The sequence below is a fragment of the Amycolatopsis sp. NPDC006131 genome (assembly GCF_040614175.1).
In the GTDB taxonomy this organism is placed as follows: Bacteria; Actinomycetota; Actinomycetes; order Mycobacteriales; family Pseudonocardiaceae; genus Amycolatopsis_E; species Amycolatopsis_E tucumanensis.
Window position 1 is genome coordinate 22,090 of record NZ_JBEXTX010000049.1, and the last position, 19,440, is coordinate 41,529.

Below are 19,440 nucleotides of genomic sequence, written 5' to 3' on the forward strand. Positions count from 1 at the left end.
CGTGCTCAGCGTCGTGGTGTTCCTGCCGCTGGTGGCGGCGGTGGTGCTGTTCGCGGTGCCGCGCGTGTCCGACCGGTTCGTCCGGTGGTGGTGGGTCGCGGTGGCGGCCGCTGATTTCGCGTTGGTCATCGCGCTGTGGGCCGGCTACCCGGGCGGCGACGGCTACGCCTATGAGGTCAACCTGCGGTGGATCCCGAGTGTGAGCTCCGGCTACCACCTCGGTGTCGACGGTCTGAGCCTGCCGCTGGTGGCGCTCACCGCGGGCCTGTTCCTCGCGTGCGCGGTCTATTCGCTGCGCCAGGACAAGCGCGTGCGGTCTTTCGCCGCGCTGTTCCTGTTCCTGGAGACGGTGAGCCTGGGGCTGTTCGTCGCCCTGGACCTGATCCTGTTCTTCGTCTTCTTCGACCTGTCCATCGTGGGCATGTACTTCGTGATCGCGGGCTGGGGCCACCGCGACGCCGCGCGGGCGGCGGTGAAGTTCTTCCTGTACACCTTCGTCGGCTCCCTCGCGCTGCTGGTCGGGTTCATCGCCCTCTACCTCGCCGCGTCCCCGCACACCTTCGACATCGTCGAGCTGACCCGGCAGATGCCGCTGGCCGGTGGCGGCTGGGCCGCCGGACTGGTGTTGCTCGCCCTGGGTCTGGGTTTCGCGATCAAGACCCCGACCGTGCCGTTCCACACCTGGCTGCCGCCCGCGCACACCGAAGCCCCCGCGGCGGGGTCGGCGATCCTGGCGGGCGTGCTGCTGAAGATGGGCACGTACGGGTTCGTGCGCATCATGATGCCGATCCTGCCCGACGCTTGGCGCCGCTACGCGGTGGTCGTCGTCGTGATCGGCGTGGTCAGCGTCCTTTATGGAGCGTTCGTGGCGCTGGCGCAACGTGACTTCAAGCGGATGATCGCCTACACCTCGGTCAACCACATGGGCTACATCGTCCTCGCGGTCGGCGCCGCCGGGCTGGTCGCCGACTCCGCCGCCGAGGCGCGCCGGCTCGCGGTGACCGGCGCGGTCACCCAGATGGTCAGCCACGGTTTGATCACCGCCGCACTGTTCCTGCTCGCCGGGGTGCTCTACGACCGCGGTGGAACCTACGACATGTCCCGCTACGGCGGCATGGCCGCCACCGCGCCCCGGTTCGCCGGGCTCACCGCGGTCGCGGCGTTCGCCTCACTCGGGCTGCCCGGGTTCTCCGGGTTCATCGCCGAGTTCCAGATCTTCACCGGCTCGCTCGGCGCGACTCCGGTGGCCACGATCCTGGCGTTCCTCGGCATCCTCGTGACGGCGGCGCTGTTCCTGCGCGCCTTCCAGCGGATCTTCCTCGGTCCCGCCCGCTCGGCCGGGCCCGCGGCCGACCTGACCGTCACCGAGGGCGTCTCGATCGCGCCGCTGCTGGTGCTCGCCGTGGTCATCGGCCTGTTCCCGCGCTTCCTGCTCGACCTGATCGAGCCGGCCTCGCGCGCGGTCCTCGACCTCATGGCCCGGTGATCACGCCGTGGAGATGATGAACGAGGACCCCACCGCGCTGCTGCCCGAGATCTTCCTCGCCGTGGCGGCGGTGGTCGCCCTGCTGCTCGGGTCCTACCTCCCCCGCCACCGGCAAGGGCCCGTCCGGCTGATCACGGCCCTCGCCTGCCTCGCCGGCCTGGTCGCGACCGTGGTCGCCTGGGGGCACGAGGAGACGGTGTTCGGCGGCAGCTACGCCATCGACGTCGCGACCAACGCCGGCCGGGTCATCGTCCTGGTCGCCGTGCTCATCGCGGTCGGGATCAGCACCGGGGAGTTCCGGGCCGCGCCGCGGGAGAGCGAACTGTACGTCCTGATGCTGCTCGCGGCGCTGGGCACGGTGCTGCTCACCGGGGCGAACGACCTGATGCTGCTGGTCGCCGCATTCCTGCTCGCCAGCATCCCGCTCTACGCGCTCGCCGGATTCGCCAAGGACGACACCGGCACCGAAGCGTCACTGAAGTTCTACCTGCTGGGAGCCCTGCTCGGCATCGTCATGCTGGCCGGCGCCACCGTCCTGTTCGGCGTCGGCGGAACCAGTGGCTACGCGGGCCTCGGCGAATCGCTCGGCGCCGCACCGGCCGCCGCGGTCGCCGCCGGGTTCATCGGCGTGCTCGCCGGCCTGCTGTTCAAGGTCGGCGCGGTGCCCGCGCACTTCTGGGTCCCCGACGTCACCGAGGGCACCAAACCCCCGGTCGCGGCCTTCCTGACCACCGTGCCCAAGATCGGTGCCGTCATCGCCGCCTACCGGCTGGTGTCCTCCGCCCTGCCGGCCTCACCCGTCGACTGGGCCCTGCTGCTGGCGATCGTCGCCGCGGTCACCATGACGCTGGGCAACCTCGCCGCCTTCTTCCAGCAGAACGTGCGCCGGCTGCTCGCCTACTCGACCATCAGCCAGGTCGGCTACCTGCTCATGGCCGTCACCGCCGCGCTTCGCAGCGACCTCGCGCTGCCCAGCCTGCTGCTCTACGTCGCGGCCTACGCCGTCACCAACCTCGGGGCGTTCGCCGTGGTCTGCGCCCTGCCCAAGACCGCGGTGATCGAGGACTACCGGGGCCTGATCCGGTCTCGGCCCTGGCTCGCCGCCAGCCTGGTGGTGTGCCTGCTCGGACTCGTCGGCACCCCGCCGACCGGGGTGTTCGCGGGCAAGCTCACCGTGTTCACCGCGGCCTACGACGGCGGCTTCGCCTGGCTCGTCGTGGTCGCGGCGATCAACACGGTGGCCAGCCTGTTCTACTACCTGCGGTGGATCGCGCCCGCTGTGCGCTCCGCGGACTCACCCGGTGTCCCGGACGTCGAGCGCTGGTCCGCGGGCACTGCCTACACCGCCACCGCGGCCTCGGTCGTGCTGGGCCCGCTCGCCGGACCACTGCTGGCCGCCTTCGGCGGGAGCCTCATCCTGATGTGAGATCAGCCGTCCAGGTAGCGCCCGGGTGAGGTGCCGACCGTGCGGCGGAACGCCGCGAGGAACGCGCTCGGGGTCGAATACCCCACAGCCCGCGCGACGGAGGACACCGGCCGGCCCTCGGCCAGCAGCGGCAGCGCGGCCCGGAGCCGCATGTGGGTGCGCCAGCGGTCGAAGCTCATCCCCGTGTCCTGGACGAACAGCCGGGTCAGGGTGCGGCGGCTCACGCCGATCGCGCGCGCGTGAGCATCCAGGCTCCGCGAATCACCGGGATCGGCCAGCAGGGCATCGGTTACGGCACGGACGCGTTCGTCCACCGCAGGCGGAACGTCTATCGGCAGGGATGGCAACGGGTGCAACAGGTCCATCACCACCGCCTCGCCTCGCAACCGCGCGTCGTCGGGGAGATCGTCGCGGCCGAGGTAGCCGATCAAGTGGGCCAGCAAGCCGTCGACGCCGACCGCCGTCGGCTCCGTCCAGTCCAGCGCGCACCGCTCCGGGTCGAAGTAGAGGCCGCACAGCAGCGCATCGCGGGTCGCGCCCGTCCGGTGCTCGACTGCCGCCGGCAACCACAGGGCTCGAGTGGGCGGCAGGACCCAGTACGAGTCGTCCACGGCGACACTGAGCACGCCGCTCCGCGTCCACGCCAGCTGGTGGTGCGTGTGGCTGTGCGCGGGAATCCACTCCCCTGAAGTCAGTGGGAAATGCCCGACCACGATCACGCCCACCCCGGGTGGGACGGTGGAGTCGACAGCCTCGCTCATGCCGTTCAGCGTATGTCCTCGATGCGACACGGTCTCGCCTTCTCGCGGATTGTGGCCAGAGGTGTCCGCTCATAGCGTCGTCCGGGTGCTGATCCTTCCCGTCCCGAGGGGACACCGCGAATGACGGCCGTCCCTGCCCGCCGCCGCGCCGCGCTGGTCGTGCTGTGCCTCGTGCAGTTCATGCTGGTGCTGGACGACAACGTGGTGAGTGTTGCCCTGCCCAGCATCCGCCACGACCTGGGCTTCAGCGGACCGGGGCTGGCCTGGGTCGTCAACGCGTACTTCCTGGCCTTCGGCGGGCTGCTGTTGCTGGCCGGCCGCGTCGCCGACCTCTTCGGACGGCGCCGCGTGTTCCTCATCGGGGTGGCGCTGTTCGGCCTGGCGAGCCTCGCCTGCGGGCTGGCGCGGCAACCCTGGCAGCTCGTGACCGGGCGCTTCGTCCAGGGCGCGGGCGCGGCTGTGGCCGGTCGCGCAGCCCTGTCCCTGATCACCCTGTCGTTCCCCGGCACCGCGGAACGCGCCAGGGCCTTGACCATCTGGGGAGCCGTCGCGGCGTTGGGTGGCACGGCGGGCCTGGTGGTCTCCGGCGTGCTGACCGGCCTCACGTCGTGGCGGTGGATCTTCCTGATCAACCTGCCCGTGGCCGCGACCGCCATCCTCCTGCTGCCGCGGCTGACCCCCGAAAGCCGCGCCGGCCGCCGGTCCCGACTGGACGTCCCCGGCACCTTCCTGGGCACCGCCGCCGTCGTGTCCCTGGTCTACGGCCTCCTCCAGGCGGGAGAGTCGGGCTGGGCCGGCCGAGCGGTCATCACTCCCCTTCTGTTGGCCGCCGTCCTCGCCGCCGCGTTCGTGCTGACCGAGGCACGGATGGCGCAACCGCTGGTCCCATTGTCATTCCTGAACGACCGGACACGTGCCGTTGCCAACGGCGCGACGCTGCTGTTCTCCGCCGCCTACTACGCGATGGCCTTCCTGCTCATGATCCATCTGCAGGCCGTGCTCGGATACGGCCCGCTCCAGGCGGGACTGGCGTACCTGCCCTACGGCGCGGGCATCCTCGCCGGCATGCGGGTGTCCACCCGGGTGATGACGAAGATGGGACTGCGGTGGGCCCTGGTCTGCTCGTTCCTGCTCAGTGCAGCCGGGCTGCTGCTCCTCTCCGGTGTGGGGGCGGGCGACCCGTACGTCACGGGCGTCCTGCCCGGGATGCTCGTGACGAGCCTGGGATGCGGGCTGAGCCTGCCGATCTTGACCGTCGCCGCGGTCGCGGGCACCACCGGGGAGAACGCCGGCGTCGGCTCCGCCCTCTTCAGCGCGGTGCAGCAAATCGGCGGCGCCGTCGGGGTGGCGGTACTGGTCACGGCGGCTGAACGACACCACGGCCCTCCAGCGGAGGGCTTCTCGTTCGCGCTCGTCATCGCGGCCGGACTGCTCGTCCTCGGCGCCCTGGGCACAGCCGCTCTGCTGCAGACCCGCGGCAACGCTTCAGGTTCCGGTACCGCGTCCTGGAAGGAGCACCACGGATGACGATGTGAGCGGGGCCCTGCCTGTCCTGTGGCCGGGCCCCTCCTTCTCGCAGCTTCCGGCAGACCGGGCGTCCATCTATCCGAGCGCCGCGAGCAGGTCGTTCATCTGCGCGATCTCCCGCGCCTGGTCGGTCTTGGTGGTTCGCGCGATGCTCAACGCGAACCCGTCGCGGCCGTGTTCGAGCTCATCGGTCGCCTCGGCGACCGCCTGGGCGTGGTGGGGGCGCATCATCATCAGGAACATGCGGTCGACCATGGCCCCCTCGGCGCTCCCAAGCATCTGCAGATCCTGCTGCTCCATCTCCTGCACCGGCGCCGGGGGTCGCTCGGGCTTCGCGCCGTTGCGGCTCAGCCAGGCCTGCATCTGGTGGATCTGCCGGCTCTGCTCGTCGACGATGTGTGCCGCGAGCTGCCGCACCTGGGCGTTGGTGGCCTTCTACTTGGCGACCGAGGCCATCTCGACCGCCGTCTGGTGGTGTGGCACGAGCATCGCGATGAAGGTGATGTCGTGGCTCGCCGTCCGGTCGCTGCCCTTGGTGTTGCTCGATGTCGTGGCGCTCGCCGTGGGCGCGATCACCAGTGCGGTCGCGGCCAGCACTGCAGCGACGACACGTAACTGACGTGCGGGAACGCGGAAACGCATGCGATCTTCCTTTCGAGTGGATGTCTTCAGCCCAGCGAGCCGATCAGGTCGCGGCACGCCTGTTCGCAGCGGCGGCATTCATCCGCGCAGACGCGGCAGTGGTCGTGGTGCCCGGCGTGCCGGGCACACTCGTCACCGCACGCCTTGCAGGCGGCCGCGCAGGCTTCGAGGATCGAGCGGGTGAGGTTGGCGTCGTAGCCGGTGTGCCGGGAGAGGGTCTGGCCGGTGGCGCCGCAGATGTCAGCGCAGTCGAGGTTGCTGCGAACGCACTTGGTGAGCTCGCTGACGGTCTCCTCGCTGAGACAGGCATCCGCGCACGCGCTGCACGCCTGTGCGCAGCTGAAGCACGCGTCGATACAGCGGGCCAGCGCCTCCCGGTCCACGCCGCCGAGGCCGGCCGGATAGGTGTCGAGCATCTCGGCACTCCTGGTCATCAGATCTCCTATCCGCGGTCGTAGTCGTTGGGCCGGTCGCCGGGGTACCCCCTCGGACACAGCCAACACACGCGAGACGAAAGAAGTTCGGATGTCCGGTTTGGTGGACAAGATTCCCTGTGGCAGAACGATCTTTCGACGCCGAGGATCAAAGGTGTAACAAACTACTATGCTCGATAGTCTTAAGCAGGATAGGAGCGGCGGCTCACTCTGCGGACGATGGAGGACCGATGACACTCCCCAACCGGCGGCGAGCGGCCAAGCAAGCCACGGACAGGCGCGACGACGCCGTACGCGCCCAGTACGCCGACGCCTCCGCCGCCAGTGGTTATGTCGCGGCCCACGACTCGGGACCCTCGACGAGGTACTTCTTCTCGCGCCTCCACGCCGTCGACCAAGCCCTGGCTCCGACGTCCGGCGATCTTCTGGACATCGGCTGCGGTCCGGGCATCTTGATCGGGCATCTCCTCGACCGCCGTCCCGGAGACTTCCGGATCACCGCGTGCGACCGGTCTCCCGCGATGATCGACGCTGTCGCGCAGCGCGCCGGGCACGCCGGCGTCCGCCTTTCGGTCGGGCGAATCGAGGACATGCCGTTCCCGGACGACAGTTTCGATGTCGTCGTGGCCATGGGGGTGCTCGAATATGCCGATGTCGGCCAGGCGCTGCGAGAGCTGGCGCGCGTCTCCCGGCCGAGCGGGCTCGCCGTCGTGACCATGCTCAACCCGTTGAGCCCCTACCGGGCGTTCGAATGGGGCGTTTACTGGCCCGCGTTGCGTCTACTCGGACGGATCGAACGTCTGATCGGTGTCAAGCCGGAGAAGCGACACGGGGTGCCGCGATCAGGAATCCGCGCGGTCTCCGCGCCGCGGCTCCGCCGGATGATGCGCGAGGCAGGGTTCGAACCAGCGGACCTCGTCTACTACGACGTGACACCGTTCCTGCCACCCCTCGACAAGATCATCCGCCGCTGGCGTCAGGGATGGCGCGACCGTCCCGAGAGGACGGTCAGCCGCGGCGCGCAGCGATGGCTGGGTACCGGTTACCTGATCACCGCCCGTCGAACCCGCTGAAGGGCCGGCAGCGGCTATCGGGGCAGCGCCAGCGAGCGCACTGCCCCGGCGATTGCCTCGGCCAGGTCGGCCGCCAGGACACCGACGGTGGCGTCCTGGCCCGGGTCGATGACGGTCACCCGAACCCCGTGCTGTTCTTCCTCGGTGCGCAAGACCTCGGTCAGCGCTGCGAGAGCGGCCTTGCTCCCTGCATAGGCCGCTCGTCCCTCGGGGCGGTCGGCAATGCCGGACGAATTGATCACGATGACATGTCCGCGCGTCGCGCGCAGCGCAGGCAACAGGATGCTCGTCAACTCGGCGAAATCGAACAGGTTGGCCTGGAAAAGGTCCCGCCAGGTGTCAACGGCGGTGTCCTGCAGCGGCCCCTCGACGTATGTGTCGGCACAATGCAGCAAGACTTCGACGCGGGCCGGTACTGGGCCACGATCCGGCCACGAGCGGCCGGGCGGGCAGGCCGCCGCCAGACGTTCGGATGTCATGACGCCGGCACCGACCACCCAGACGTCGTGGGTGTCGGCCAAGGATCGGACGATCGGCCCGACCAGCACCGGAGTGTCGCCCACGACGACGGCGGCTCGGCCCGGATTCCATCGCTGTCGCCTCCATGGCGCCCGGAAAAGCCGAAACTAGCACCGAGGAGAGCGCGTCGCACCTCTCAGTACCTTGCGTGCAGACCATGCAACTACCTGTGATAGTAGTTGCAGGCTGGGGCGCGATAACGTGGCCGAGGGTGTGGATCAGGGGAGACAGTGGATCCTTCAATGGACGACGCGGACAGGACGGCCGACAACAAGGATCAAGGCGGCCAGACCGCCTACCTGCCGCTCACGGGTAGCGTGAACAACACACCGCCGAAGCAGCGGCCTTGGTGGCGCAGGCCCGCCCCGGTCGTGGTCGCGGCGGTCGTGGTGGCGCTCGGCGTGCTGTATCTGCTCGACCTCGCCCTCACCGGCGGCGAAGTCCCGCGCGGGACGCTGGTGGCGGGAATCCCGGTCGGCGGCATGACCCCGGACGCGGCGGAGGAGAAGCTGCGCGGCGAGCTGACGCCGCGGCTCACCCAGCCCGTCCAGGTCGTGGCCGGGAACGCTGAGACACAGTTCGTTCCCGCGGACGCGGGGATCGGCGCCGACTTCGCCGCCTCGGTCGCTCAGGCCGGATCCCAGCCTGCCAACCCGTGGACCCGCCTGACCTCGCTGTTCAGCGACCGGGACTTCGATATCGTGCCCACCGAGGGCCCGGCCGGGCTGACCGCGACCCTCGACAAGCTGAAAAGCCGCGTCGACCAGCCCGCCGTGGAGGGCGACATTCATTTCGACGGAACCACTCCGGTCCCTGTGGACCCCCGGCCCGGACAGGCGCTTGACGTCGACGCCGCGGAGAAGGCATTGCTCACTGGGTGGGCCCGCTCGTCGCGCGTAGAACTGGCCGTCGAGGAGCTGCGACCGAAGGCGACTCGCGAGGGAGTCCGGGCCACCCTGGCCCAGGTCGCTGAGCCCGCCGTCTCCGGTCCGGCGACCGTCCGGGGCGACGGCCGCACGGCCACCGTGGAGCGACGGCGCATCGCGGCCGCGTTGTCCTTCCGGCCCGGTGATGACGGCGCTCTCGTGCCAGGGCTGGACAAGGCGAAGCTCGACACCCTCGTCGATCAGCTCGCTCCCACCGAGAAGCGGGGCCAGGACGCCCGGATCGGCTTCGACACCGGTCAGCCGACCGTGGTGCCCTCCAGCGACGGCAGGGCCATCGACTGGGACCAGACCTTGGCCGGGCTTCTCCAGGCGATCGGCCGCGGCGGCAACCGGACGACCGACGCCCGCTACGTCACCACGCCCACCAAGGTCACCACCGAGCAGGTGCAGCAGGCCGGGATCAAGGAGGTGATCGGCGAGTTCACGACGGGCGGGTTCGCCCAGGACTCCGGCGTCAACATCCGGGTGGTCGCCGAGAAGGTCAACGGCGCGGTCGTCCTGCCCGGAAGCACCTTCAGCCTCAACGGGTTCACTGGCCCCCGAGGTGCCGCGCAGGGGTATGTGGAAGCGGGCGTGATCGAGGACGGCGTCCCGGCTCGCGAGGTGGGTGGCGGGATCTCGCAGTTCGCCACCACGCTGTACAACGCGTCCTACTTCGCCGGGATGAAGGACGCCGGCCACAAGGAGCACAGCTTTTACATCAGCCGCTACCCCGCGGCGAGAGAGGCGACGGTGTTCCAGAACCCGGACGGCAGCAGCGTCATCGACCTGAAGTTCACCAACGAGTACCCGACCGGGGTGGCGATCCAGACCATCTGGACACCGAAGTCGATCACTGTGCGGCTTTGGGGCACCAAGCACGTGACCGTCGAATCCGTACCGGGGCCGCGACGCGACTACGTCAACCCCACGACGATCACGAAGCCGGCCGGCGCGCTCTGCAAGCCGGTGCAGGGGCAGCAGGGTTTCACGGCCTCGGACACGAGGATCATCCGCGACCTCACCGGCAAGGAGATCAGCCGCAGCACCCGCACAGTCCGATACAACGCCGAACCCAACGTCGTGTGCTCGAGCGGCTGAGCGCACCGGTCAGCGCGACGTCGCCCGGATGGCCGCGCCCGTGCCCATCGTGACGACCAGTACCACGGTGTTCGCCAGGGAGAACACCAGAAGACCGGTTGGCACCGGACGGTCGGGCGGCGCTCCCAGTCGCATCAGGTAGTCCACCATGTACAGCACGATCACCATGCCGGCGAGCATCAGGTGAACGACGAACCGCCGGTGGGCCACACTGCCCACCGGGATCGGGAGCGACTCCACGAACCCGGCCAGTCCGGCGACAACCGCTCCGATCAGGCCGAGGGCGACCAGCCAGGTCGAGGCGGTCGTGAACTCTCCCGGCCGGGTCGCGGCCCGGGAGACGACGTCGAAGACCGCGCCGGCGATCCAGCACCCGACCGGCACCGTCACCAGCAACGGATGCAGCAGGACCTTGCGGCCCGCGGCCGGGCCCTGACCGCGTTCCGACTCAGACGGCTGCTCCACTCGTTCTCCCAAGTCCGTGTTCGTCTCTTCGGTTCACCCGATGAGACGGCTGGCGAAGGGCAGGATGCCGCCATAGCGCACCGACGAGACCTTCACGAGTGTGCCCGACTGCTGGGCTTCGACCATCTGGCCGTTGCCGATGTAGAGGGCGATGTGGTGGATCCGGCCGGCCGTGCTCCACGCGAGCAGGTCACCTGGGCGCATCTGGGACAGCGGCACCTTCCGGCCGAGGGCGTACTGGTACCCGCTGTAGTGCGGCAACGGTCGGACCCCGGCGAAGGCGTAGATCAGGAGCCCTGAGCAGTCGAAGCCGATTTTGCGGTAGTCCCCGAAGGAGTCGGCCACCCCGCCATCGCGGATACCCAGCGTCGGGCCGTAGGCGTTGCCACCACCCCATGCGTAGGGCACACCGACCTGGGAGAGGGCTCGCGCGATCACCGTGCCCACGGTGGCGCCGGCGGGCGCGGACGGGCGCTGCTCCCGTGGCGGGGGTTTCCTCACGGACGGGCCATTGCCACTGGCACTGGGAGCCGCCAGCGCCGCCTGCCGTGCGCGCTCGTCATCGTCGCGTTGCTTCTGCGCCAGCCAGTCCCGGTAGCGCTGCCGCTGGCCCTGCAGCCCGCTGAGCCGGCTCTGGGCGTCGTAGAGCCGCTGCTCGGCCGCGGCTTTGTCCGCTTCGAGCTGGCCGGCCCGTGTCGCCTGGCTCTGCTGCGCCTGCACCGCGGCGGCCAACGCGGCATCCGCCCCGGCCTTCGCCTGCGTGACATCCGCCTGCCTCTGCTGGACCGCCTGCAGCGCCGCGCGCGCCGCGGCATCGGCATTGCCCTTGTCCGTCTGCGCGCGCTGGAGGTCTTGGAGAACGTTGAACTGGCTTTGGCTGACCGCGGTCAGGAGCTGAGCACGCGCCAGCAGATCACGGGGGCTGTCCGCACCGACATAGGCGGAGATCGAGCCGAGCGTGCTGCCCTGTTGGAAACTGGCCGCGACGAACCGGTCGAGGTTCTGCCGTGCGGCCTCGACCGCGGCGCCTGCCGAGTCTGCCACCCGAGCGGCCGTCTGCGCGTCGCGTTCGGCCTCACTCACCGCATCCTGCGCGGCCTGGAGATCGACCAGTGCCTTGTTGGCGTCCTCCAGCTTCACCTCGACATCGTCCTGGAGCGCCGTGAGCCGCGCTTCCGCTTCGGCGAGCTGGTTGGCGAGCACGCCGGCCTGGGCCGCCCCCGATTCGGCCGCCTGCCGGCTGGAGTCGATCTCGGAATCGCTCGGGTTGGGCGGCGGCGGGGGGACGGCTCGGCCGGTGCCGGTGATGCCCAGCACCGCGGCCAGCGCGACCGACACGACCGTACGCCGACGCCACCGGCCTTTCCAGCTTGCCATCGCCGCACCCTTCCCACCGCACTTGAGCGTGCGTCGTTACCCGAGACCCTCGATGATCTACTAAAAACGCTAGTAGATGTCGAGGACGACGCGAATCGACACACTTGACCCATCCGGGGGACATTCCGGTCGAATCGCGGGGTACTATCACCCGTAGTAGTTACGCTGTCGTTTCGACTGTCGACGAGAAAGCCGGTGCGGACATGTTCCTGGCCTTCGCACTGCTCGCCGGGGCGGTCCTGACGGGCTGGTGCGCGCCCCCGCTGCTGCGCCGGCTGAATCCGGCCTACAGGGATCCGCGGGCGGTTCTGGCGGCCTGGCTCCTGGCGGTACTCGGTGTCGTCCTCACGGCGACGCTGGGCGTGGTCCTGCTGCTCACACGCGGTCACGGCATGTTCCTGATCGCAACCGCGGAGGAGTGCTGGAGCGCACTGTCCCGCGGCCGCCTCCCCTCGGCCGGGCAGCTCACCGGGCTCGCCGGCGCCGCACTTGCCGTCGTGGCGGCCATCCGATTCGGCCTGATCGTCCTCCGCGACCTGCGCGACCGGACCGACACGAGCGAGCAGTGCCTGTCCGCACTTCGGGACACCGCCCAATGTGACGGCGGCTCCCCGATGACGTTCTGGGTCGACGACGACGAGCCGATGGCGTTCAGTCTCGCCCGGCGCCCCACGGGCATCGTCGTGGCCACCACCGGACTCGCCCGGACCCTGTCCGCACGGCAAGCGGCCGCCGCGCTCGAACACGAGTACGCCCACCTGCGCGGCAGACACCACCTGCTGGTCCTGATCCTTGATTCCCTGGCAAGGGCGCTACCGGTCCCGTTGTTCCGGCATGCTCACGTGGCCGCCCGCGAACTCGTGGAACTCGCCGCCGACGACGCGGCAGCCCGGGCCCATGGTGAGGAAGCGATCCGGTCGGCGATCGCCGCGTTGGCCCGGCACGACCTGCCCTACGGCGCCCTGACGCTGGCCGATGATTCGGTCGGCCTCCGGTTGGCCCGTTTGGAGAACACGCGCCCGCGGGTCCGGCCGCCCATCCGCGCACTCTCATCCGGCCTCGCCGCCCTGACAGCAGTGATCCTGCCGGTCGTGGCCGGCGCGGGCATACTCGCGGTGGCAGTCACGACGTGCCAGTTCGCGATCGCTTGACAGCGAACGCCGCTAACCGGCCACTGACACCGCTATCGCACCCGCGAGCACCAGCCCGCAGATGACCATGGTCAGCACACGTCCCCGGCGAGTCCGCGATTGCGTGCGTAGCGGGAACAGAAGCTGGCGCACGAACGTGTACGCCGCGAGCGCTCCGGCCCAGATCGCACCCGGCGCCGGCGACTCGACAGCCAGCACGAGGGCCAGCGTGCCCACTCCGATCAGCAGCGCGACGGCGGCCTCGACGAGCTGGACCGGGAATCGGCGGAGGGCGAGCCGGCGGTCGGATGACCACAGACCCCACCGGGAGCCGGTGGGCCGCCCCGCGCAGCACCCGGTCAGGAAGCATCCCGGCCGCCCTACCGCCATTCCCAGGAAGATCCCTGGAGTGGTCGCATCCAGCAGGGACCCGACCGGGAGCCCCAGTACGGCCGAGCCGATCACGAGGACGCCGAGCGCCACCAGCAAAAAGCCTTGGATGCACGCACCGCCGGTGAGAAATGAGCGCAGCGGCTTGCGATGCAGGGCCAGGTACCAGGTTTTGGCGCCCACGAACCCGAGTGCGCACCCGACAGCCGAGAGCGCGAGCACGGCTACGACGCTGATGCCCGCCCGCGCGGCCAGCACGACCTGCAACAGGATCGCGACGACCGCACCCAGGCCGACCAGTAACGGCCACGAAACGAGGCGCACCCCGGGGCCATGAACGAGCGGGCCGTAGCCGGTGGTGGCCGTGAAGACCTTGCGAGGCAGACGCGTACTGATCGCCCCGTTGGCTCCGTCGGCACTTCGCTTGACCGGGGCGGCTGTGACCCGCCAGGTTCCCGGGTTGACACCCAGGACCCGCGACGTCAGCGCGACGCGGCCACTGCCCGGTGGAATCGCCTCGACGTGTTCGACCACTTCGAACCGGTCCCGCTGCTCCGGCTTGCCGGAGATCCCGGTCCGCGTTCCGGTGAACCGGACATCCAGCGAGCAGGGCACTTCCGATGCCCCTGCGTCGAACCAGTACGTGACGGCAAGGCCCCGGGGATCGGCATCGGCAGTCGCACGCTCCACACACCCCGTCAACCTGGCCCGGTCGGCGGTCTCGTGCTCTGCCGCCGTGTCCCGCGCTGGGGATGGCCGTGCCATCGTCGCCGCGGGGCGCGGGCTCTGCTGCCGGGCGAGAGCGGGCGGCAGCCCAGTCGGCACTCGCCTCACCGGTGCCGTATGGGTCTTTTCAGCCCGCTTTCGCGCCTTCTTTCCCAGAGCCGCAACTCCTTCACGACGGTGCCAGCACCTCCCATAATACTATCCGTCTTAGTAGCGAACTGGATGAACGGGCCAGAGCGGTTCCCGGCGGATGCGCGGGCGGTGACGCGCCACTAGCCGGTGGGTGGGTTGCACAGCGTCAACCCGGTAGCGGCGAAGACAGCCACGGTCGCCGGCCCCGCGGTGAGAACCACCGCAGCGGCGACGAGGCAGAGGCTCGTTCGCCACTGCCTCGCCCGCGCGGGCGGGGCAGTGAGGCGTTCGGCCCGGGCGATCACACTGCCGCCGGTGGCACCGAGCGCGTCGGCCGGGACCGGAGCGCTCGCGGAGAGAGCGAGCATGGCACCGAGGACGGTCCGGCGCCCATGCTCGCGTACCGCGGCATCGTCGGCGCACATTTCCAGCAACCGTGCCACCTCGACAGAGCCGGTGGTGAACAGTTCGACACGAGGCAGGATGGTCGCCAACCCGCGGGAGAACGCCAGGGCCAGGTGATGTCGCCCGGTCAAGTGCGCGCGCTCATGGGCCAAGACGGCATCGAGGTGCCGCTTGTCCAGCGCGTCGAGTGCCGCAGTGGTGACCACGATGGCGCTGGGACGCCCGGCCACGCAATATGCCAGACGTTCGGCCGCGGGGAGCACGACCGCGTCCGACCCCGGCAGCGGGTGCCCGACCGCGCGGGCCAGATCGGCGTGCGCATGGGTCCCCACGCGCGAGCGGAGCAACGACCGGGCGAGCCGCCATCCCAGTACGCCGAGAGCCGCGGCGGCGAGCCCCGCGAGCGTCAGGACCCCCGACTGGACAGCCACGCCGTGCGCACCAGTGGCGACCGACCGCAGAGTGGCGAAGCAGGAACTCAGGACGGCGCCGGGACGATCCCACGCCAGGGCCAGCTCACCCAGCACGAAGGCCACCGCGACGATCCACGACAGCACCACACTTCCGATCGCGATGAGCCACGCCGCGACGCCGAGCCGCGGGGCAATGCCTGCCCGAGTCAGCCGGACGAGCAGACGTGGCGCCAGCACCGCCACCGCGAAGCTGTACAACAGCAGGCACGCCGCGACGTTCATCCGGCCTCCTCCCCCGAGGCCCACCTCAGCACCACGTCTCGCAGCCGGGCCGACTCCTCATCGCTCATCTGCTCCAGGAACCGGCTCATGACCAGGTCGGGCCGGCCGCCGCTGGCCAGAGCATCTCGCATCAACTGCGCGCTGTACTCCTCACGGGACAACCTGGGCCAGTACCGGAAAGCCTTGCCCTGACGCTCCCGCTCCAGCCATCCCTTCCGATGCAGGTTGTCCATGGTGGACATGACTGTGGTGTACGCGATCTCCCGCTCCCGACGCAGGTCCTCGTACACCGCACGCACAGTGGCCTCGCCGTTGCGGCCCCACATGCGGTCCATGACGACCGCTTCGAGCTCACCGAAACCGCGCACCCGTCCTCCTGATCTGCCCTCGGCCGAGGACCAGCCTACGGGACACCCGAACCTTCTACTACTATCTACGTACGGAGATCGTAGATCGGAGGAGCCGTGGGTGACGTGCTGTTCGGGACGACCCTGCTGGCCTCGTTTCTGGGCGGCGTCGTGGCCCTGCTCGCGCCCTGCTGCGTATCGGTGATGCTGCCCGCCTACCTGGCCACCGGGTTCCGCCACCGCGGTGGCGTCGTGCCCGCGACGCTCGTGTTCGGCGCCGGGGTGACCACCGTGATCCTGCCAATCGGGCTGGGTGCCACGGCGTTGAGCAGCCTGCTGGTCGGCCAGCATGTGTGGATCTTCTCCATCGGCGGCGTGCTCATGGTCGCCGGTGGGCTGGCGGTGCTCGCCGGCTGGAAACCCAACCTGCCGATGCCCGGCGCGCGGGCGGCCAAGGAGGGCAGTTTCGGGTCGGCCTACGTGCTTGGCGCGTTCTCGGGCGCGGCGAGCGCCTGCTGTGCACCCGTCCTGGCCGGTGTCGCGATCCTTTCCGGCGCGACCGCGTCCTTCCCCGCGGCGACGGCCATCGGTGTCGCCTATGTTGCCGGGATGGTCGCGCCGCTGGCATTGACGGCGCTGATCTGGGATCGGCGTCGCGACCGCGCCACAAGGCTGCTCAGCGAGCGCACGGTGCGGCTGCGCCTCGGTCCCTGGCAACGGCGGCTCGCACTGGGCAGCGCGGTCAGCGGCCTCCTGATGATGGGCATGGGTGTGCTCGCCCTCGTCCTGGCGTTCACCGGGCCGGGCATGCCCAGCGGTGGGTGGCAGACCGAGCTGTCCGCCTGGTTGCAGCACGTGAGCAGCGTCGCCGTGACCGCTTTGTCCTGGGTTCCGGGCTGGGTCATCGGCGCCGTCCTGATCGCCGGGTTCGCCTGGCTGTTGCGGCGCGCCATCCGGGCCAGGCGGACCGATTCCCGACCGAACCATCCCGTTCCCGCGACCGTCGAGGAGTCACGACGTGGCCAAGACCAGGTTTAAGTCCGCCGCGCGACCGCGCACCGCACTGCCCCGGAGCACGGGCACGCGTCGCTGGTGGATCGCGTGTGCGGCCATCGCGGTCATTCTGGTGGTGCTGTACCTGATCTACCAGAATTCCCAGGACCAGCAGAACGCCACCGCCGGCGGCAGCGGCTACCGGCACGTGGCAGGTGAACCCGGAGCCGGCGCCACCGCCCCCGGTTTCACCCTGATGTCCGGCACCGGGCAGCGAATCAGCCTAGCCGATTTCCGCGGCAGGACCGTGCTGCTCTACTTCCAGGAGGGCCTCACCTGCCAGCCGTGCTGGGACCAGATCAAAGACCTGGAGCAGAACCAGGCCGCTGTGACGAGCGCGGGTGTGGACGCCGTCGTCTCGATCACCACCGATCCCGCCGGCCTGATCGGACAGAAGATCGCCGATGAGAAGTTGTCCACACCGGTGCTTTCCGACCCTGACATGCGGGTGTCACAGGCCTACACCGCGAACCAATACGGGATGATGGGCGACATGCGCGACGGGCACAGCTTCATCCTGGTGGGCGCGGACGGTGTGATCCGGTGGCGAGCCGACTACGGCGGCGCACCGGATTACTCGATGTACCTGCCCACCCAGAAGATGCTCGCCGACCTCGCCACGGAACGGCAGCCGTGACCGAACCGATCGAGATCACCCTGCTCACGCAGCACGCCTGCGGCATGTGCGAACACGCCAAACAGGTACTCGACCGGGTCGCCGAGGACTACCCGGTACGGGTCAGCGAGGTGGACCTGGCCAGCGACGAAGGGCAACGGCTCGCTACGGCGGCCAAGGTCGTGTTCGCTCCCGGAGTGCTGATCGACGGCAAGCCCTTTTCGTATGGACGGTTGTCCGAACGAAAGCTCCGCAAAACCCTGGCACACCGAGGATGACGACGACCGCCACGAGCGCGCCTCGCCGGCTCGCCCGCGCCGCTGTAATGCTGTTCGTCGCTGTGGCGGCGCTCGTCGCAGGCGCGACGACGGCGAGCGCGCATCCGACCCTGCTGTTCACGGACCCCTCCCCCGACACCGCGGTTGCCGACGCGCCGCCGACCATCACATTGGTGTTCAACGAAGCGGTCACCGCAGGCGACCATGCGGTGAGCCTGTCCAGGGACGACGGCGGTTCGGTCACTGTTGGTGCCCCGGTCGCTGATCAGGGTGGACGGATTCTCGCGGCGCGAGTCGGCCAGCCCTTGAATGCGGGTACCTACCTCGTGCGCTGGCAGGTCACCGGCTCGGACGGCGATCCGGTGGAGGGCGAATTCCGGTTCGCCGTCGGCGCGGCTATTTCGGGCGCCGCGGTCAGCAGCGGTTCCGCCACGATTTCCTGGACGGACGCGGCGTTGCGGTGGCTGCTTTTCGCGGGGCTCGCGGTGGCACTCGGAGGCGCGGTGGGCGACCGGCTGACCGGTTCCGCGCGCGCCGAGAATCCCGCGCTGCCACCGGTGCGGTCGTGGGTGGGTTTCGGCGCGCTCGCCGGCCTGACCGGGGTCGTGGGCCTGGGCGGACTGTTCGCACTGTCCGCAGGAACAGCGACCGCATTGTGGCAGGGGCGGGTCGGTCAGCTCCTCCTGGTCGAAGCGGCCGGTCTGGCACTCGCAGCCGGACTGACACGGACCCGCCTGCGCAGGTGGGCCATGGTCCCGCTCGTCGTCGTGACCGTGGCCGAGGGGCTGCGCTCGCACGCCAACGTCGCTGCACCCGGGTGGGGTGCGCTGCTGACCGCCGTGCACCTGCTTGCCGTGACGGTGTGGGCCGGGGCGCTGGTCCAGGTGGCCCGGGTCGCGGTCTCCTGGCGTCATCGTCGCCCGGCGGTGCGCTGGGTCCTCACCGGTTACCTCCGGCTCGCCGTCTGGGTCTTCGGCATCGTGGTCGCCAGCGGGTTCCTCAGCGCTGTCGTCCTCGTGCCCGTTCCAACGCTGCTGACCAGCACATACGGCCGGGTCCTCCTGGTCAAGCTAGCCCTGGTCACCGTGGTGACGGGACTGGCCATCGCCGCACGCCTGGCCGTGCGCCGGGCGGAGCGGACCGACGGCGTGCGCGTTCTCGTCCGGGTCGAGGCCTCGGCGCTCATCGTGGTTCTGGCGGTGAGTGCGGTGCTGGTGTCCACCCCGCCCGCCGGGTCACAGCAGCCGACGCCGCCTCCGGCCCGTGGCCTCGTCGTTCCGGTCAGTGCCCTGGCCGGTCAGATCGGTGTCAGCGCCTCGGCGAGCGCGGGCCAGCTCGTGGTGCGGCTGTCGACGCCCCTGCGGGGCGACTACTACGAAGCGAAGCCGCCGCAGGACTACAGCCTCTCCGGGGAGGTGGCTGCGGCAGGCGGCGCCGGTCCCATCGATTTCCGCGGGTGCGGGGAAGGGTGCTTCGTCTCCCCCGTGCAGTGGCACGACGGTACGAACGTGCTGACCTTGCGGGCGGGCGCGGACGAATGGCAGGGCGGCACGGTGAGCCTGCTCGTCCCCTGGCCGCCGCAACCGGGCGCCGCGGACCTCGCCCGGGCAGTCGAGAAGATGCGCACGGTCGACCGGGTCACCATCTACGAAACCGTCACGAGCGACACGACAACCACCACGCCCGAACCCCAGCGCCTCGACCTCGCCGGAGCGTGGTTCGTGGCGCAGGAGCCCTACGCCTCCGGCGTCGCTCCGATCGCCACCCGGACCTCGGCAGAAGGTCGACCAGTGCGCCTGGCGATCAGCTTCCCGGCCGAGATGACCACGGCCGTGCTCACCCTCGACGAGGAGGGCCGCATCAGCGAGGAGACCCTCACCGACGACACCCACCTCATCCGTCGTCGCTTCGTTTACACCGGTTGACGCCGA

19 protein-coding genes and 1 pseudogene are annotated in these 19,440 nt (G+C 70.0%); 10 read left to right on the top strand and 10 right to left on the bottom strand.

All coding sequences use genetic code 11. The features are described from left to right. The first annotated feature begins 1 nt into the window (after position 1). Positions 2 to 1,486, top strand: coding sequence for an NADH-quinone oxidoreductase subunit M (locus tag ABZ215_RS23840; RefSeq protein ID WP_354951735.1), 1,485 nt, complete (start codon positions 2 to 4; stop codon positions 1,484 to 1,486). A gap of 13 nt (positions 1,487 to 1,499) precedes the next feature. Next, positions 1,500 to 2,912, top strand: a complete 1,413-nt coding sequence (locus ABZ215_RS23845; RefSeq protein ID WP_354951675.1) for an NADH-quinone oxidoreductase subunit N — start codon at positions 1,500 to 1,502, stop codon at positions 2,910 to 2,912. A gap of 2 nt (positions 2,913 to 2,914) precedes the next feature. On the opposite strand, the gene ABZ215_RS23850 is transcribed toward ABZ215_RS23845, so the two are convergent. Next, complete coding sequence (locus tag ABZ215_RS23850) at positions 2,915 to 3,673, bottom strand: helix-turn-helix transcriptional regulator (protein WP_354951677.1); 759 nt, start codon at positions 3,671 to 3,673, stop codon at positions 2,915 to 2,917. 120 nt (positions 3,674 to 3,793) lie between these two features. Here ABZ215_RS23850 and ABZ215_RS23855 point away from each other — a divergent pair, with 120 nt between their 5' ends. Then, on the top strand, positions 3,794 to 5,200 hold the full coding sequence (locus ABZ215_RS23855) for an MFS transporter (RefSeq protein ID WP_354951679.1): 1,407 nt from the start codon (positions 3,794 to 3,796) through the stop codon (positions 5,198 to 5,200). 75 nt (positions 5,201 to 5,275) lie between these two features. Here ABZ215_RS23855 and ABZ215_RS23860 read toward each other — a convergent pair. From ABZ215_RS23860 to ABZ215_RS23870, 3 genes and pseudogenes are all read right to left on the bottom strand, one after another. Then, a pseudogene (locus tag ABZ215_RS23860) lies at positions 5,276 to 5,623 on the bottom strand (DUF305 domain-containing protein); the annotation flags it as partial. A 12-nt stretch (positions 5,624 to 5,635) separates the two neighbouring features. Further along, the gene (locus tag ABZ215_RS23865; protein WP_354951681.1) at positions 5,636 to 5,842 is read right to left on the bottom strand and encodes a hypothetical protein; all 207 of its coding nucleotides are present in this window, start codon (positions 5,840 to 5,842) and stop codon (positions 5,636 to 5,638) included. Between the two features lie 26 nt (positions 5,843 to 5,868). Continuing rightward, on the bottom strand, positions 5,869 to 6,276 hold the full coding sequence (locus ABZ215_RS23870) for a four-helix bundle copper-binding protein (protein WP_354951683.1): 408 nt from the start codon (positions 6,274 to 6,276) through the stop codon (positions 5,869 to 5,871). 230 nt (positions 6,277 to 6,506) lie between these two features. On the opposite strand from ABZ215_RS23870, the gene ABZ215_RS23875 reads away from it, so the two are divergent. Beyond that, a complete protein-coding gene (locus ABZ215_RS23875; protein ID WP_354951685.1) occupies positions 6,507 to 7,349 on the top strand; it encodes a class I SAM-dependent methyltransferase in 843 nt (280 codons plus the stop codon). A gap of 14 nt (positions 7,350 to 7,363) precedes the next feature. On the opposite strand, the gene ABZ215_RS23880 is transcribed toward ABZ215_RS23875, so the two are convergent. Further along, positions 7,364 to 7,870, bottom strand: coding sequence for an SDR family NAD(P)-dependent oxidoreductase (locus tag ABZ215_RS23880; RefSeq protein WP_354951687.1), 507 nt, complete (start codon positions 7,868 to 7,870; stop codon positions 7,364 to 7,366). A 240-nt stretch (positions 7,871 to 8,110) separates the two neighbouring features. On the opposite strand from ABZ215_RS23880, the gene ABZ215_RS23885 reads away from it, so the two are divergent. Further along, positions 8,111 to 9,895 carry a VanW family protein gene (locus ABZ215_RS23885; RefSeq protein WP_354951689.1) on the top strand — a complete coding sequence of 595 codons (1,785 nt, stop codon included), beginning with the start codon at positions 8,111 to 8,113 and terminating at the stop codon, positions 9,893 to 9,895. Positions 9,896 to 9,904: 9 nt separating this feature from the next. Here ABZ215_RS23885 and ABZ215_RS23890 read toward each other — a convergent pair whose 3' ends face one another. Continuing rightward, on the bottom strand, positions 9,905 to 10,360 hold the full coding sequence (locus ABZ215_RS23890) for a DUF2231 domain-containing protein (RefSeq protein WP_354951691.1): 456 nt from the start codon (positions 10,358 to 10,360) through the stop codon (positions 9,905 to 9,907). Between the two features lie 33 nt (positions 10,361 to 10,393). Further along, positions 10,394 to 11,737, bottom strand: coding sequence for an NlpC/P60 family protein (locus ABZ215_RS23895; protein ID WP_354951693.1), 1,344 nt, complete (start codon positions 11,735 to 11,737; stop codon positions 10,394 to 10,396). A 104-nt stretch (positions 11,738 to 11,841) separates the two neighbouring features. On the opposite strand from ABZ215_RS23895, the gene ABZ215_RS23900 reads away from it, so the two are divergent. Then, on the top strand, positions 11,842 to 12,888 hold the full coding sequence (locus tag ABZ215_RS23900) for a M56 family metallopeptidase (protein WP_354951695.1): 1,047 nt from the start codon (positions 11,842 to 11,844) through the stop codon (positions 12,886 to 12,888). Positions 12,889 to 12,900: 12 nt separating this feature from the next. Here the strand turns inward: ABZ215_RS23900 and ABZ215_RS23905 are convergent, their stop codons facing one another. The 3 genes from ABZ215_RS23905 to ABZ215_RS23915 form a co-directional block, all read right to left on the bottom strand. Continuing rightward, complete coding sequence (locus ABZ215_RS23905; protein WP_354951697.1) at positions 12,901 to 13,947, bottom strand: prolipoprotein diacylglyceryl transferase family protein; 1,047 nt, start codon at positions 13,945 to 13,947, stop codon at positions 12,901 to 12,903. Positions 13,948 to 14,255: 308 nt separating this feature from the next. After that, positions 14,256 to 15,215 (bottom strand): M56 family metallopeptidase, encoded by a 960-nt coding sequence (locus tag ABZ215_RS23910; protein ID WP_354951699.1) that lies wholly within the window; start codon positions 15,213 to 15,215, stop codon positions 14,256 to 14,258. Beyond that, positions 15,212 to 15,583 carry a BlaI/MecI/CopY family transcriptional regulator gene (locus ABZ215_RS23915; RefSeq protein ID WP_354951701.1) on the bottom strand — a complete coding sequence of 124 codons (372 nt, stop codon included), beginning with the start codon at positions 15,581 to 15,583 and terminating at the stop codon, positions 15,212 to 15,214. Before ABZ215_RS23915 ends, ABZ215_RS23910 begins: the two co-directional genes overlap by 4 nt. A 96-nt stretch (positions 15,584 to 15,679) precedes the next feature. Between ABZ215_RS23915 and ABZ215_RS23920 the strand changes: the two genes are divergently transcribed. The 4 genes from ABZ215_RS23920 to ABZ215_RS23935 are packed head-to-tail and all read left to right on the top strand — an operon-like array spanning position 15,680 to position 19,434. Further along, on the top strand, positions 15,680 to 16,600 hold the full coding sequence (locus tag ABZ215_RS23920; protein WP_354951703.1) for a cytochrome c biogenesis CcdA family protein: 921 nt from the start codon (positions 15,680 to 15,682) through the stop codon (positions 16,598 to 16,600). Continuing rightward, entirely contained in the window at positions 16,581 to 17,252 is a 672-nt protein-coding gene (locus ABZ215_RS23925; protein WP_354951705.1) for a peroxiredoxin family protein, read from the top strand. The genes ABZ215_RS23920 and ABZ215_RS23925 overlap by 20 nt, the downstream gene beginning before the upstream one ends. Beyond that, a complete protein-coding gene (locus ABZ215_RS23930; protein ID WP_354951707.1) occupies positions 17,249 to 17,509 on the top strand; it encodes a glutaredoxin family protein in 261 nt (86 codons plus the stop codon). The genes ABZ215_RS23925 and ABZ215_RS23930 overlap by 4 nt, the downstream gene beginning before the upstream one ends. After that, on the top strand, positions 17,506 to 19,434 hold the full coding sequence (locus ABZ215_RS23935) for a copper resistance protein CopC (RefSeq protein ID WP_354951709.1): 1,929 nt from the start codon (positions 17,506 to 17,508) through the stop codon (positions 19,432 to 19,434). The genes ABZ215_RS23930 and ABZ215_RS23935 overlap by 4 nt, the downstream gene beginning before the upstream one ends. Positions 19,435 to 19,440 lie beyond the last annotated feature (6 nt).

What these genes read in the sequence shown, in the direction of transcription:
- ABZ215_RS23845 (WP_354951675.1), top strand. Translation starts at nt 1,500, where the DNA reads ATGATGAACGAGGACCCCACCGCGCTGCTGCCCGAGATCTTCCTCGCC.
- ABZ215_RS23850 (WP_354951677.1), bottom strand. Translation starts at nt 3,673, where the DNA reads ATGAGCGAGGCTGTCGACTCCACCGTCCCACCCGGGGTGGGCGTGATC.
- ABZ215_RS23855 (WP_354951679.1), top strand. Translation starts at nt 3,794, where the DNA reads ATGACGGCCGTCCCTGCCCGCCGCCGCGCCGCGCTGGTCGTGCTGTGC.
- ABZ215_RS23865 (WP_354951681.1), bottom strand. Translation starts at nt 5,842, where the DNA reads ATGCGTTTCCGCGTTCCCGCACGTCAGTTACGTGTCGTCGCTGCAGTG.
- ABZ215_RS23870 (WP_354951683.1), bottom strand. Translation starts at nt 6,276, where the DNA reads ATGACCAGGAGTGCCGAGATGCTCGACACCTATCCGGCCGGCCTCGGC.
- ABZ215_RS23875 (WP_354951685.1), top strand. Translation starts at nt 6,507, where the DNA reads ATGACACTCCCCAACCGGCGGCGAGCGGCCAAGCAAGCCACGGACAGG.
- ABZ215_RS23885 (WP_354951689.1), top strand. Translation starts at nt 8,111, where the DNA reads ATGGACGACGCGGACAGGACGGCCGACAACAAGGATCAAGGCGGCCAG.
- ABZ215_RS23895 (WP_354951693.1), bottom strand. Translation starts at nt 11,737, where the DNA reads ATGGCAAGCTGGAAAGGCCGGTGGCGTCGGCGTACGGTCGTGTCGGTC.
- ABZ215_RS23910 (WP_354951699.1), bottom strand. Translation starts at nt 15,215, where the DNA reads ATGAACGTCGCGGCGTGCCTGCTGTTGTACAGCTTCGCGGTGGCGGTG.
- ABZ215_RS23935 (WP_354951709.1), top strand. Translation starts at nt 17,506, where the DNA reads ATGACGACGACCGCCACGAGCGCGCCTCGCCGGCTCGCCCGCGCCGCT.